This is a genomic window from Streptomyces sp. NPDC045021 (genome assembly GCF_056432645.1).
The window spans coordinates 133,154-146,559 of record NZ_JBWKIQ010000006.1 but is presented as its reverse complement, the minus strand read 5'-3'; the positions used below and the strand labels follow the sequence as shown (position 1 = coordinate 146,559).

At 70.1% G+C, this 13,406-nt stretch carries 12 protein-coding genes; 9 read left to right on the top strand and 3 right to left on the bottom strand.

Annotated features, from left to right (window positions below; all coding sequences use genetic code 11):
• Positions 1-181: 181 nt before the first annotated feature.
• The 5 genes from AC07DC_RS19810 to AC07DC_RS19790 all read left to right on the top strand — a co-directional run bounded on the left by AC07DC_RS19810 (position 182) and on the right by AC07DC_RS19790 (position 7,124).
• Positions 182-1,402 carry a sensor histidine kinase gene (locus AC07DC_RS19810; RefSeq protein WP_478915722.1) on the top strand — a complete coding sequence of 407 codons (1,221 nt, stop codon included), beginning with the start codon at positions 182-184 and terminating at the stop codon, positions 1,400-1,402.
• A gap of 105 nt (positions 1,403-1,507) precedes the next feature.
• Entirely contained in the window at positions 1,508-2,821 is a 1,314-nt protein-coding gene (locus AC07DC_RS19805) for a sensor histidine kinase (protein WP_478915721.1), read from the top strand.
• Between the two features lie 270 nt (positions 2,822-3,091).
• Complete coding sequence (locus AC07DC_RS19800; RefSeq protein ID WP_275946681.1) at positions 3,092-3,751, top strand: response regulator transcription factor; 660 nt, start codon at positions 3,092-3,094, stop codon at positions 3,749-3,751.
• A gap of 342 nt (positions 3,752-4,093) precedes the next feature.
• Positions 4,094-6,031 (top strand): 2-oxoacid:acceptor oxidoreductase subunit alpha, encoded by a 1,938-nt coding sequence (locus tag AC07DC_RS19795; RefSeq protein WP_478915720.1) that lies wholly within the window; start codon positions 4,094-4,096, stop codon positions 6,029-6,031.
• On the top strand, positions 6,024-7,124 hold the full coding sequence (locus AC07DC_RS19790) for a 2-oxoacid:ferredoxin oxidoreductase subunit beta (RefSeq protein ID WP_478915719.1): 1,101 nt from the start codon (positions 6,024-6,026) through the stop codon (positions 7,122-7,124). The genes AC07DC_RS19795 and AC07DC_RS19790 overlap by 8 nt, the downstream gene beginning before the upstream one ends.
• A gap of 133 nt (positions 7,125-7,257) precedes the next feature.
• On the opposite strand, the gene AC07DC_RS19785 is transcribed toward AC07DC_RS19790, so the two are convergent.
• Positions 7,258-7,674, bottom strand: a complete 417-nt coding sequence (locus AC07DC_RS19785) for a winged helix-turn-helix transcriptional regulator (RefSeq protein WP_478915718.1) — start codon at positions 7,672-7,674, stop codon at positions 7,258-7,260.
• A gap of 117 nt (positions 7,675-7,791) precedes the next feature.
• Between AC07DC_RS19785 and AC07DC_RS19780 the strand changes: the two genes are divergently transcribed.
• From AC07DC_RS19780 to AC07DC_RS19765, 4 genes are all read left to right on the top strand, one after another.
• Positions 7,792-8,649 carry an SDR family oxidoreductase gene (locus AC07DC_RS19780; RefSeq protein ID WP_478915717.1) on the top strand — a complete coding sequence of 286 codons (858 nt, stop codon included), beginning with the start codon at positions 7,792-7,794 and terminating at the stop codon, positions 8,647-8,649.
• A 147-nt stretch (positions 8,650-8,796) separates the two neighbouring features.
• A complete protein-coding gene (rarD, locus tag AC07DC_RS19775; RefSeq protein ID WP_478915716.1) occupies positions 8,797-9,744 on the top strand; it encodes an EamA family transporter RarD in 948 nt (315 codons plus the stop codon).
• Positions 9,745-9,814: 70 nt separating this feature from the next.
• Positions 9,815-10,576: a class I SAM-dependent methyltransferase gene (locus AC07DC_RS19770; RefSeq protein WP_478915715.1), complete on the top strand. Its 762-nt coding sequence runs from the start codon at positions 9,815-9,817 to the stop codon at positions 10,574-10,576.
• A gap of 365 nt (positions 10,577-10,941) precedes the next feature.
• Complete coding sequence (locus AC07DC_RS19765; protein WP_478915714.1) at positions 10,942-11,499, top strand: flavodoxin family protein; 558 nt, start codon at positions 10,942-10,944, stop codon at positions 11,497-11,499.
• 7 nt (positions 11,500-11,506) lie between these two features.
• Here the strand turns inward: AC07DC_RS19765 and AC07DC_RS19760 are convergent, their stop codons facing one another.
• Positions 11,507-12,403 carry an ABC transporter permease gene (locus AC07DC_RS19760; protein ID WP_478915713.1) on the bottom strand — a complete coding sequence of 299 codons (897 nt, stop codon included), beginning with the start codon at positions 12,401-12,403 and terminating at the stop codon, positions 11,507-11,509.
• Positions 12,390-13,379, bottom strand: a complete 990-nt coding sequence (locus AC07DC_RS19755) for an ABC transporter ATP-binding protein (protein WP_478915712.1) — start codon at positions 13,377-13,379, stop codon at positions 12,390-12,392. The genes AC07DC_RS19760 and AC07DC_RS19755 overlap by 14 nt, the downstream gene beginning before the upstream one ends.
• Positions 13,380-13,406 lie beyond the last annotated feature (27 nt).

Genomic DNA, 13,406 nt, shown 5'->3' with positions numbered 1-13,406 from the left:
CCCCTCGTTCCATCGTTGTCCAGCGATCCCAGTGGATCTTTAGACGATCTATACGGAGGGAGTCTAGGCCCTGGCTTGAGCGCGGGAAGCGGCCGTGCGCTCGTCAGGGGGGTTAACCCCACCTTGTCCCGCCCTACGAACCCCATGGCGCTCCGGCCACCCGTACCGGCAGGCTGGGACCATGAGCCCGAGTCCTGCTGTCCCGCCCTCCGCCGAACCCGCCCCGCTGCCGCCACCGCGGCTCGCGTTCGCCGCGGTGACCTGGAAGGAAGTCGGGTATCTGCTGCTGAATCTGCCGATCGTGATCATCGGCTTCGTCTTTGTCGTCACGATGCTGGCGATCGGTATCGGAATGTCGGTCACGGTGGTCGGGCTGCCCCTGCTGGCGAGCGGGCTGATCGGCTGCCGGCTGCTCGGCAAACTCGAGCGGGCGCGCGCCCGCGAGCTGTTGGGTGTGGTGATCGACGATCCCCGGCCGATGCGGCCGGGCACCTTCGGCTTCCTGCCGTGGCTGTGGGCGACGTTGAAGGACCCGGTCGCCTGGCGGCACGCGCTGTACTTCGCCATCCGGCTGCCCTGGGGCATCCTCACCTTCACGGTCACCCTCGTCTCGCTCTTCGTCGCCTGGCCCGCGCTCGGCTACATCGCGCGCGGGCTGAGCACCGTGGACCGGCTGATGGTGCGGGGGCTGCTGCAGCCGTCGGACGAGCTGGAGCGGCGGATCGCCGAGCTGGAGTCCGACCGCGGGGTGGTCGTGGACCACGCGGCCGCCGATCTGCGGCGCATCGAACGCGATCTGCACGACGGGGCGCAGGCCCGGCTCGTCGCGCTGGCGATGGACCTCGGCCTGGCCAAGGAGAAGCTGCTGGAGGACCCGGAGGCGGCGGCCAAGATGGTGGGCGAGGCGCACGGCGAGGTGAAGATCGCCCTGCAGGAGCTGCGCGACCTGGCCCGCGGCATCCATCCAGCGATCCTCACCGACCGCGGTCTGAACGCGGCGCTGTCGTCGGTCGCCGCGCGCTGCACGGTGCCGGTCCAGGTCGGTGTGGACCTGGCGGCCCGGCCCGCGGCGGCGATCGAGGGCATCGCGTACTTCACCGTCTCCGAGCTGCTGCAGAACATCAGCAAGCACAGCGGGGCGCGCACCGCCAGCGTCGATCTGTGGCGTTCGCAGGAGCGGCTGATGATCCAGGTCAGGGACGACGGGAACGGTGGCGCCGGTACCACCGGCGGTACGGGGCTGGCCGGGCTGACCGAGCGGCTCGACTCCGTCGACGGCCTGCTCGTCGTGGACTCCCCCGTCGGCGGCCCGACGACGATCACGGCCGAACTCCCCTGGCGCGACCGCGAGCAGGCACCGTCCCGGAACGGGCACCCCCGTCAGGACCACCGCGCGAGGTAGGGATATCCCCCTCCTGAACACGCCGATCCGCACCATGGGCGGGAAAGCGCCGTTCGACCAGGCTGTATGTCATAAGGGAGCAGAATCCAGAGGACGGACGGAACCATGGCCTACGACTTTTCGCCGGCACCGCGCGAACACCGCGTCCCAGCGGTGCTTCGTGCGCCGTTCGAGGCGAGGACCTGGCGTGAGTTGGCATACCTGCTGCTGAACCTGCCCATGGGCATCTTCGGCTTCGTCTACGTCGTGACGATGCTGTCGGTCGGTGCCGGCCTCCTCATCACCTTCCTCGGCCTGCCGGTCCTGGCCGCGGGCCTCGCGGGCTGCCGGGGCATCGGAATGATCGAGCGGGCCCGGTCGCGCGCGCTGCTGCGTCACCATGTGCCCGAGCCGGGCCCGGTCCGCGCCGCCAAGGGCGGCTTCATGGGGTGGCTGGGCGCCCAGCTCAAGAGCGGTGTCTCCTGGCGGCACGCCCTCTACTGCTTCCTGCACTTCCCGTGGGCGGTCTTCAGCTTCTGCGTCTCGATCACGTTCTTCTTCTACGGCTGGGGCTTCCTGACCTACCCGCTGTGGCGGTGGGTCTTCCCCACCTACGCCGACCAGCCGGGACTGCAGCTGTACGGCGACAAGAACGGCGGCGGCTGGTACCTGCACACCGCCGGCGACCTGATGCTCGCCTCCGCCGTGGGCCTGGCCTTCGTCCTCGTCACTCCGTGGACGATCCGCGGCATGGCGCACGTCGACCGGCTGATGGTGTCGGGGCTGCTCGGCCCGTCGAAGCTGGCCACCCGGGTCACCGAGCTGGAGTCGGACCGCGGGGTCGTCGTCGACCACGCGGCGGCCGACCTGCGGCGGATCGAGCGCGATCTGCACGACGGCGCGCAGGCCCGGCTCGTCGCGCTGGCGATGGACCTCGGTCTGGCCAAGGAGAAGCTGCTGGAGGACCCGCAGGCCGCCGCCGTCATGGTCGGCGAGGCGCACGGCGAGGTGAAGATCGCCCTGCAGGAGCTGCGCGACCTGGCCCGCGGCATCCACCCCGCGATCCTCACCGACCGCGGGCTCGGCCCGGCCCTGTCGGCGGTCGCCACCCGCTGCACGGTGCCGGTGAGCGTGACCGTGGACCTGCCGGCGCGCCCGGTGCCCGCGATCGAGGGCATCGCGTACTTCACCGTCTCCGAGCTGCTGCAGAACATCAGCAAGCACAGCGGGGCCTCGAAGGCCCAGGTCGACATCTGGCGGTCCGCGGACCGGATGATGCTGTACGTGTTCGACAACGGCGTCGGTGGCGTCGACACCTCGGCCGGCTCGGGGCTGGCCGGGCTGATGGAGCGGCTCGACGCCGTGGACGGTGTGCTGGCGGTCGATTCCCCGGCCGGCGGCCCGACCCGCATCACCGCCGAGCTCCCCTGGCGGGTGTGACACCCGCCGGTCACCACCAGCACCGCCGGCTCCCCGCCGGTCACCACCAGGCACCCGCCGATCACCGCCCGACACCCCAGAGACTCCCCCGATTCCGCGCCCGCTCCGACGGCCGGACCCGTCCCCACCCCCCCCCTGATTGCCGGGCCGGCCCCGAAAAACCGGGTCCGCCGGCGATTAGGGGCGGCGTGCTCCCCACCCCGGGTGCCGATGCTGGGATGCTGGGGTGGTCATATCGAAAGTGGGGGGCTGGAAACCGTGGGAGACAGGGTGCGGGTCGTCATCGCCGAGGATTCGGTACTGCTTCGGGAGGGCCTGACCCGGTTGCTGACCGACCGGGGCCACGATGTCGTCGCGGGAGTCGGCGACGCGGTGGCGCTGATCAAGGTCATCGGAGAGATGGCGGACGAGGGCAATCTGCCGGATGTGGTGGTGGCGGACGTCAGGATGCCGCCCACCCATACGGACGAAGGCGTGCGGGCCGCCGTCCAGCTGCGCCGGGAGCACCCCGGGGTGGGCGTGCTGGTGCTGTCGCAGTACGTGGAGGAGCAGTACGCCACGGAGCTGCTGGCCGGCAGCAGCCGCGGTGTCGGATATCTGCTCAAGGACCGGGTGGCGGAGGTCCGGGAATTCGTGGACGCCGTCGTCCGGGTGGCCCAGGGCGGTACCGCGCTGGACCCCGAGGTCGTGGCGCAGCTGCTGGGCCGGAGCCGGAAGCAGGACGTGCTGGCCGGGCTCACGCCCCGCGAGCGCGAGGTGCTGGGCCTGATGGCCGAGGGCCGGACCAACTCCGCGGTGGCCGCTCAGCTCGTGGTGAGCGACGGCGCGGTGGAGAAGCACGTGAGCAATATCTTCCTGAAACTGGGGCTGGCACCCAGTGGTGGGGACCACCGGCGGGTGCTGGCCGTACTCACCTACCTCAATTCATGATCCTCTGACAGAGTGTCAGATCAGGCCATGGAGCACCACGCAGGACCTTGAGCACCAAGCACCGACCTTGAGCACCACCCACTGACGGGGAGCAGTACTACTGGCATTGAGTCCCACTCATGCGCGCGGTCGTAGAACTGAAGCACCACGCGACAGCGTCTTCACGAGTGAGGGCTTCGGGGGGCGATTGAACCGTGACAGAAAGCGGCAACCAGGAAGCTCAGCGCGACGTCCAGGATGCGGTAATACCCAGGAAGGTGACCCTTACCCCCGTACGATGTACGTGGGATCAACGGTCATGACCGTGTCCGTGAGCCGCCGCCTCGAAGGAGGTCCGATTCAGTGACCAGCCAGGTCAGCAGCCCAGCCGTAGGACAGCCGCTGCTCGGTGAACAGCGCAAACCGGCCAAGGAAGTCCAACGGCTGGACCGGGTGATCATCCGGTTCGCAGGGGACTCGGGTGACGGAATGCAGCTCACGGGTGACCGGTTCACCTCGGAAACGGCGTCGTTCGGGAACGACCTTTCCACGCTGCCGAACTTCCCCGCCGAGATCCGGGCGCCCGCGGGAACGCTGCCGGGTGTGTCCAGTTTCCAGCTCCATTTCGCCGACCACGACATCCTCACGCCGGGCGACGCGCCCAACGTGCTCGTCGCGATGAATCCGGCCGCGCTGAAGGCGAACATCGACGACCTGCCGCGCGGCGCGGAGATCATCGTGAACACGGACGAGTTCACCAAGCGGGCGATGGCGAAGGTCGGCTACGCGGCCAGCCCGCTGGAGGACGGCTCGCTGGAGGCGTACGCGATCCACCCGGTGCCGCTGACGAGCCTGACCGTGGAGGCCCTGAAGGACTCGGGGCTGGCGCGCAAGGACGCGGAGCGGGCGAAGAACATGTTCGCGCTGGGCCTGCTGTCGTGGATGTACCACCGGCCGACCGAGGGAACCGAGAAGTTCCTGCGGAAGAAGTTCGCGACGAAGCCCGACATCGCCGAGGCGAACGTCCTGGCGTTCCGGGCCGGCTGGAACTTCGGGGAGACCACCGAGGACTTCGCGGTCTCCTACGAGATCGCCCCGGCGTCCGCGGCCTTCCCGGCCGGTACGTACCGCAACATCTCGGGGAACCTGGCGCTGTCGTACGGCCTGATCGCCGCGAGCAAGCAGGCCGACCTGCCGCTGTACCTGGGCTCGTACCCGATCACCCCGGCCTCCGACATCCTGCACGAGCTGTCGAAGCACAAGAACTTCGGCGTGCGGACGTTCCAGGCCGAGGACGAGATCGCGGCCGTCGGAGCCGCGCTCGGCGCGGCGTTCGGCGGGGCGCTGGCGGTCACCACGACCTCGGGACCCGGCGTGGCGCTGAAGTCGGAGACCATCGGACTGGCGGTGTCGCTGGAGCTGCCGCTGCTGGTGGTGGCGATCCAGCGCGGTGGCCCGTCGACCGGGCTGCCGACCAAGACCGAGCAGGCCGACCTGCTGCAGGCGATGTACGGGCGCAACGGTGAGGCACCCGTGCCGATCGTGGCCCCGGCCACCGCCGCCGACTGCTTCGACGCCGCCATCGAGGCGGCCCGGATCGCCCTGACCTACCGCACCCCGGTGTTCCTGCTCTCCGACGGCTACCTGGCCAACGGCAGCGAGCCGTGGCGGATCCCCGACGTCGACGAACTGCCGGACCTGCGGGTGCAGTTCGCCTCCGGCCCGAACCACACGCTGGACAACGGCGACGAGGTCTTCTGGCCGTACAAGCGCGACCCGCAGACGCTGGCCCGCCCCTGGGCGGTGCCCGGCACGCCCGGTCTCGAACACCGCATCGGCGGCATCGAGAAGCAGGACGGCACGGGCAACATCTCCTACGACCCGGCCAACCACGACTTCATGGTCCGGATCCGCCAGGCGAAGATCGACGGCATCGACGTCCCGGACCTGGCGGTCGACGACCCGAGCGTCGTCGACGGACAGCCGCACGCCCGCACCCTGGTGATCGGCTGGGGCTCGACGTACGGCCCGATCACCGCCGCGGTACGGCGGATCCGGGCCGGGGGCGGCCAGGTCGCGCAGGCCCATCTGCGCCACCTCAACCCGTTCCCGAGGAATCTCGGAGAGGTTCTGAAGCGTTATGACAAGGTGGTGGTGCCCGAAATGAACCTCGGACAGCTCGCCCACCTGCTGCGGGCGAAGTACCTGGTGGATGCCCGCTCCTACACCCAGGTCACCGGCCTGCCGTTCAAGGCCGAACAGCTCGCTCACGCCATCATGGAGGAGGGCGCAGATGTCTGAGGCAACCATCGCCGACCACCCCACGCCGGGGCTTCCGGCGCTGTCGCTGGTCCCGAAGTCCGACACCAAGCAGTCGATGAAGGACTTCAAGACGGACCAGGAGGTGCGCTGGTGCCCCGGCTGCGGTGATTACGCGGTCCTGGCCGCCGTCCAGTCCTTCATGCCCGAGCTGGGACTCGCCCGCGAGAACGTGGTGTTCGTGTCGGGCATCGGCTGCTCGTCGCGCTTCCCCTATTACATGAACACCTACGGGATGCACTCCATCCACGGCCGCGCCCCGGCCATCGCCACCGGACTCGCCTCCTCCCGGCGGGACTTGAGCGTCTGGGTGGTCACCGGCGACGGCGACGCGCTCTCCATCGGGGGCAACCACCTCATCCACGCGCTGCGCCGCAACGTCAACCTCAAGATCCTGCTGTTCAACAACCGGATCTACGGCCTGACAAAGGGTCAGTACTCGCCCACCTCCGAGGTCGGCAAGATCACCAAGTCGACCCCGATGGGTTCGCTGGACGCGCCGTTCAACCCGGTCTCGCTCGCCATCGGCGCCGAGGCCAGCTTCGTGGCGCGCACCATCGACTCGGACCGCAAGCACCTGCAGTCGGTGCTGCGCGAGGCCGCCGCCCACCCGGGCACCGCGCTGGTGGAGATCTACCAGAACTGCAACATCTTCAACGACGGCGCCTTCGACGCCCTCAAGGACCAGCAGACCGCACAGGACGCCCTGATCCGGCTGGAGCACGGGCAGCCGATCCGGTTCGGCGCTCCGGCCGAGGACGGTCTGGGCTCCAAGGGCGTCGTCAGGGACATCGCCACCGGCGAACTCAAGGTGATCGACGTGACCGTGGAAGGGACGGCAGGGGTGCTCGTCCACGACTCCCACGCCGCGTCGCCCACCACCGCATTCGCCCTGTCCCGCCTCGCCGACGCGGACACGCTGCACCACACCCCCATCGGGGTGCTGCGCAGCGTCGACCGGCCGGTCTACGACGCCGACATGTCCGACCAACTGGAGCGGGCCGTCGAGGAGAAGGGCAAGGGCGACCTCGCCGCACTGCTCGCCGGCCAGGACACCTGGACGGTCGTCGGCTGACGACCGGCACGCCGGCACATCGGCACGCCGGTCCACGCCGGTCCACGCCGGTCCACGCCGGTCCACGCGGATGCCCGCCCGGGGGAGTTCGACAACTCCCCCGGCGGGCATCGCCGTTCAGCGGGCCGGTCGTTCAGTGAGCGGCGTCGTACGTCGCTCGCGCCTCGGACACATCCGGCAGTGAGCCGCCGATCCAGCAGGCGAGCTCCCAGACGCGCTGCGCGGCGCCCTCGCCGAGCGGGGTGAGGGAGTACTCGACGCGCGGCGGGATCACGGGGTACGCCTCGCGGTGCACGAAGCCGTCACGCTCCAGCGCCTGGAGCGTCTGGGCGAGCATCTTCTCGCTCACCCCGCCGACCTGCCGGCGCAGCGCGCTGAACCGGTGCGTCCCGTCGATCAGCGCGGCGAGGACGAGCACGCCCCAGCGGCTGGTGACGTGCTCCAGGACCACACGCGAGGGGCAGTCCGCCGAGAAGACGTCGGGAACGTCCCGTGGGGGGCCACTGGCGACCAGCTGCTCCAGTGCGGTGGGCTCGATACTTACGCTCATACCAGTACCTTACCTCAAAGTTGGTACTTACGAATGGTTAGTGCTGGTCCTAAGGTGAGTGCACAAGCCAATCCGGCGCAGTCACCGGCCAAGTCGTCATTACAGGGAGCACTCACCATGAGCATCGTTGTCACCGGAGCCACCGGACAGCTCGGCCGCCTCGTCATCGACGAGCTGCTGGAGCGCGTGCCCGCCGACCGTGTCGCCGCTGTGGTCCGTGACGCGGACAAGGCAGCCGACCTCGCCGCCCGCGGCGTGGAGCTGCGGATCGCCGACTACAGCACCCCGGAGACGCTCAAGGCCGCCTTCCACGCCGGTGACACCGTGCTGCTGATCTCCAGCAACGATCTGCACGGCCGGGTGGCGCAGCACACCGCGGTGATCGACGCCGCCAAGGAGGCCGGGGTGGCGCGGCTCGCCTACACCGGCATACTCGGCGGGCCGGAGGCGGACTTCCTGCTCGCCTCCGCCCACCGCGAGACGGAGGAACTGATCCTCGCGTCGGGGGTGCCGTACACGTTCCTGCGCAACGGCTGGTACACCGAGAACTACACGAGCCGGCTCGACACGGTGCTGGAGCACGGCGCCGTCGTCGGCAGCGCCCGCGAGGGCCGGGTCGCCAGTGCGGCCCGCCAGGACTACGCGGCCGCGGCCGCCGCCGTGCTGGCCGGGGACGGTCACGAGAACACCGCCTACGAGCTGAGCGGCGACGTCGCCTGGACCCTCTCCGAGTACGCCGCCGAGGTCGCGAAGCACTCCGGCAAGGAGGTCGTCTACACCGACCTGCCCACCGAGGACTTCCGCGCGCTGCTGGCCGGCACGGGAATGCCCGCGGACTTCGCCGAGATCTTCGCCGACGTGGACGACGCGATCTCGCGCGGCCGGCTCGCCATCGCCACCGGTGACCTGGCCCGGCTGATCGGCCGCCCGACCACCCCGTTCACGGTGACGCTCGCCGAGGCCCTGAAAGTCTGACCCGCCCGCCGGACCACTCTGACCTGCGGATTCTGGTCCGGCATCTGTTAAGCCCTGCCTGTCATGACCGTTAAGCAAGACGGCCATGACAGGCAGGGCTTCTCTTCGCTACCTTCGACGCATTGGCATCTGCCGGAGGAGCATCCGTTGTCGCAACCAGTGAACGAGCACCGCGCGGGCCTTGCGTACGGATTCGGCGCCTATGGACTCTGGGGCACCTTCCCGCTCTTCTGGCCGCTTCTCGAACCCGCCGGAGCGCTGGAGATCCTCGCCCACCGGATGGTCTGGTCGCTCGCCGTCGTCTCGGTGATCCTGCTGTTCATGCGCCGCTGGGCCTGGATACCGGAGCTGCTGCGGCAGCCCAAGCGGCTCGGCCTGCTCGCGGTCGCCGCCACCGTCGTCTCCGTCAACTGGGGCCTGTACATCTGGGGCGTCAACTCCGGCCACGTCGTCGAGACGTCGCTCGGCTACTTCATCAACCCGCTGGTCACCATCGCCATCGGCGTCCTGGTCCTGCGCGAACGCCTGCGGCCCCTGCAGTGGGCCGCGGTCGGCATCGGCGTCGCCGCCGTGCTCGTCCTGGCCATCGGCTACGGACGGCTGCCGTGGATCGCCCTCACGCTCGCCTTCTCGTTCGCCACCTACGGCTTCATCAAGAAGAAGGTCGGCATGGGCGGGTTGGAGTCGCTGGCCGCCGAGACCTCCGTACAGTTCCTCCCCGCCCTCGGCTACCTGGCCTTCCTCGGCGCCCAGGGCCACGCCACGTTCACCACCGAGGGCCCCGGCCACGCCGCCCTCCTCATGACCTGCGGGCTCGTCACCGCCGGCCCCCTCATCGCCTTCGGCGCCGCCGCCATCCGGCTGCCCCTCAGCACCATCGGGCTGCTGCAGTACCTCGCCCCGGTCTTCCAGTTCCTCCTCGGGCTGGTCTACTTCCACGAGGCCATGCCCCCCGAGCGCTGGGTCGGCTTCGCCCTCGTCTGGGCCGCCCTCGCCCTTCTCACCTGGGACGCCCTGCACAACGCCCACCGCACCCGCACCGCCGCCCGCGACGCCGCGATCGCGATGGCCGCGAAGGCCTCGGCCGCGGCGTAACCCGTCCGACGGCCCGGCGGCCCCGGAAACCCGCTGGCCCGTGATGGGGAGCGGCGTCAGGGTTGAAGGCATGAATCGCAGCTTCGAGGAACTGGTCGGCGAGGCCGAGACCGTCTCCGTGGAGGGCTGGGACTTCTCCTGGCTCGACGGGCGGGCGAGCGAGGAACGGCCCTCCTGGGGGTACGCGCGGGCCATGGGTGAGCGGATGGCGCGGGCCACCGCGGCGCTGGACATCCAGACCGGTGGCGGGGAGGTCCTCGCCGGGGTCGAGCGGCTTCCGGCGCTGACCGTCGCCACGGAGTCCTGGCCGCCGAACATCGCCAAGGCCACCGCGCTGCTGCATCCGCTCGGGGTGGCCGTCGTCGCCGACGAGGACGAGCCGCCGCTGCCGTTCGGCGACGCGGCGTTCGACCTCGTGGTGAGCCGGCACCCGGTGACCACGTGGTGGAACGAGATCGCGCGCGTGCTGCGTCCCGGCGGGACGTACTTCTCCCAACAGGTCGGCCCCGCGAGCGTCTTCGAGCTCGTCGAGTACTTCCTCGGCCCGTTGCCGGACGAGTCCCGCAGGGGACGCCACCCGGACGATGCCCGTACGGCGGCCGAGGCCGCCGGGCTGAAGATCCTGGATCTGCGGATGGAGACGCTGCGCACCGAGTTCCACGACATCGGCGCGGTGATCTACTTCCTCCGCAAGGTGATCTGGATGGTCCCCGGCTTCACCGTCCATGGGTACCGGACCGAGCTCAAGGCCCTCGACGACCGGATCCGGACGGACGGCCCGTTCGTCGCCCACACCACCCGCTTCCTGATCGAAGCGCGGAAGCCCGCCTGACCGCTGATCCTTCCCACCGGTTTCCGGCACTTTCGGCGTGCTGAGCCGACCGAGTGGCCATCAACCGGATACCGTCGTCAGCGACATGGCGATTGGTTACAAATGTCTGGTACATCCCACTAGCATGTGAAGGAATGGATGCGCCCACCGGGCGATTGATCACAACCTGTCCAGTCCGCCGACTCCGGGTCGCCACGAAGACCACCGCACTCTCAGCGGCAGGGTCACGTTCAGCGGCCCGCAGATGTCAGCATCTGCGGGCCGCAGCCCACCACCTCGCTCGCCCACTCCCGCCCTCCCCCACCCCGGCTCGCCGCGCACCGCCCGGCCTTGACGAGAATTACATGCGCGTGCAATAAATGCGTATGCACACTCACCGGAAGTTCCTTTTCCTGCTCGGCAGCCCCCGCGCGGACGGCAACACCGAGATCCTGGCGCACCACGCCGCGGAACAACTGCCCCCCGGCGCCGAGCAGCAGTGGCTGCGGCTGGCGGATCTGCCGCTTCCGGACTTCGAGGACTGCCGCCACGAGGGCGACGGCCGCTACCCCGCGCCCACCGGCCACGCCAAGCTCCTGCTGGACGCCACCCTCGACGCGACCGACCTCGTGATCGCCTCACCGCTCTACTGGTACAGCGTCTCGACGTCCACCAAGCGGTACCTCGACCACTGGTCGGGCTGGATGCGCGTACCGGGCGTGGACTTCAAGCCCCGGATGGCCGGCCGCAAGCTCTGGGGCATCACGGCCCTGTCGGGGCGCGACACCGCCGACGCCGACGCGCTGGCGGGCACGTTGCAGAAGACGGCGAACTATCTGCGGATGGAGTGGGGCGGCGTCCTGCTGGGCAACGGCACCCGCCCCGGCGACGTACTGCAGGACACCGCGGCCCTGACCCGGGCGAAGGAGTTCTTCGCGGGATGACCGCGCTTCAGGCGCTGATGTCCCGCGATGTGAAGCGCGCCCACGCCGCCGAGCCGAACACGGCCGCGTACAGCGCCTGCAGGCCGAGATTCTTGACGATGTCGTCCCAGTAGACCGGGGCACGCAGGACATCCGCGAAGCTCAGCCAGTAGTGCGGGAAGAGGTACGGCTGGACGACGTGCAACTGCGGGATCGTGTCCACGATCTGCACGGTGATCACCAGGCCCACCGTCGCCGCCATCGCGCCGATGCCGCTGTTGGTGAGCGTCGAGATGAACAGCCCGATCGCGCCGACGCCCACCAGCGAGAGCGCGACCAGCCCGGCGATCATCAGGGCGCGCACCAGGCCGTCGGAGAACGAGATCGTCGTGCCCGACAGCAGCGTCACGTCCCCCAGCGGGAAGAGCGCCGCACCGACCGCCAGTGCCGCGCCCGCCACGACCAGGGTCGCCACCGCGCAGAAGACGACCACGGCGGTGAACTTGGCGAGCAGCAGCCGGGTCCGGCCGGCCGGGGCCACCAGCAGATAGCGCAGGGTGCCGGAGTTCGCCTCGCCCGCGACCGAGTCGCCGGCGATCACGCCGACCGCCATGGGGAGGAAGACCGGGAGGGTCGCGGCGAGCGAGGCGAAGCTCAGGAACAGGCCGTTGTTGCTGACCTGCGAGATGAACGCCGGACCGGCGCCCTCTCCCCCGTTGCCGCCGCCGGCCGAACCGCCGTTCCGGGTCTCGATCTTCACCGCGATCCCGACCAGGAGGGGCACGGCCGCGAGCACCGCCAGCAGCGCCACGGTCCGCCAGCGGCGGAAGACGATCGTCAACTCGCTGCGGAACAGCCCCAGCGACCACAGGGCGCTGCTCCGGGGACGGTCGAGGGTGACCGCTCCGGCCTCAGCCCGCGACATCGAAGCCCTCCCCGGTCAGTGCCACGAACGCGTCCTCCAGCGAGGCCCGTTCGACCCCGAAGCCGCGGACCCGGACCCCGGCGGTCACCAGGGCCGCGTTGAGATCCGCGAGGTCCACCGGTTCGGTCGGTTCGGCCGGTTCGGTTGGGTCGGCCGGCAGTTCGCCGGTGACCTTGTCGTCCAGGACGATCAGATCCGTCACGCCGTGCTCCTTGAGAATCCGTACGGCGTCCGCCGGATCGGGGGTCGTCACGGCGAGCCGGCCGCGCGTGCCGGCCGCCAGTTCCGCGACGGTCCCCTGGGTGATGAGTCGGCCGCGCGCCATCACAGCGACGTGCGAGCACACCTGCTCGATCTCGTCGAGCAGGTGCGAGGAGAGGAACACGGTCGTGCCGTCTGCCGCCAACTCCCTGATCAGGGAGCGGATCTCGCGCATGCCCTGCGGGTCGAGACCGTTCGTCGGCTCGTCCAGCACCAGCAGCTCGCGCGGCTGGAGCAGCGCGGACGCCAGCCCGAGCCGCTGCTTCATCCCGAGCGAGTACGCCCGCGCCTTCTTGCCGGCGGCGGCCGCCAGACCGACCCGGTCGAGCGCCTCCCCGACCCGGGCGGCGCGCGTACGGGGATCCGCCGTGGGATCGGCGGAGTCGTAGCGCACCAGGTTGTCCCGGCCGGACAGGAAGCCGTAGAGCGCCGGTCCCTCGATCAGCGCGCCGACCTTCGGGAGCACCGTGCGGCTCGCGCGCGGCATCGGGCGCCCCAGCACCCTGGCCGTCCCGGCCGTCGGCTCGATCAGGCCCATCAGCATCCGGATGGTGGTGGTCTTGCCCGAGCCGTTGGGCCCGAGAAAGCCGAAGACGCTGCCGCGCGGCACCCTGAGGTCCAGGCCGTCCACGGCGAGCGTCCCCCGGTACTGCTTCGTCAGACCGCGGGTCTCGATCACGGCCTCGGCATCCGCCGCGGCGGACGGCTCTTCCATCGCACTTCCTCTGCAGGAGGACAAAGA

Bases quoted from the DNA above. Each gene is read 5' to 3' on its own strand.
- AC07DC_RS19810 (WP_478915722.1), top strand. From the start codon at position 182: ATGAGCCCGAGTCCTGCTGTCCCGCCCTCCGCCGAACCCGCCCCGCTG.
- AC07DC_RS19805 (WP_478915721.1), top strand. From the start codon at position 1,508: ATGGCCTACGACTTTTCGCCGGCACCGCGCGAACACCGCGTCCCAGCG.
- AC07DC_RS19790 (WP_478915719.1), top strand. From the start codon at position 6,024: ATGTCTGAGGCAACCATCGCCGACCACCCCACGCCGGGGCTTCCGGCG.
- AC07DC_RS19785 (WP_478915718.1), bottom strand. From the start codon at position 7,674: ATGAGCGTAAGTATCGAGCCCACCGCACTGGAGCAGCTGGTCGCCAGT.
- AC07DC_RS19780 (WP_478915717.1), top strand. From the start codon at position 7,792: ATGAGCATCGTTGTCACCGGAGCCACCGGACAGCTCGGCCGCCTCGTC.
- AC07DC_RS19770 (WP_478915715.1), top strand. From the start codon at position 9,815: ATGAATCGCAGCTTCGAGGAACTGGTCGGCGAGGCCGAGACCGTCTCC.
- AC07DC_RS19765 (WP_478915714.1), top strand. From the start codon at position 10,942: ATGCACACTCACCGGAAGTTCCTTTTCCTGCTCGGCAGCCCCCGCGCG.
- AC07DC_RS19760 (WP_478915713.1), bottom strand. From the start codon at position 12,403: ATGTCGCGGGCTGAGGCCGGAGCGGTCACCCTCGACCGTCCCCGGAGC.
- AC07DC_RS19755 (WP_478915712.1), bottom strand. From the start codon at position 13,379: ATGGAAGAGCCGTCCGCCGCGGCGGATGCCGAGGCCGTGATCGAGACC.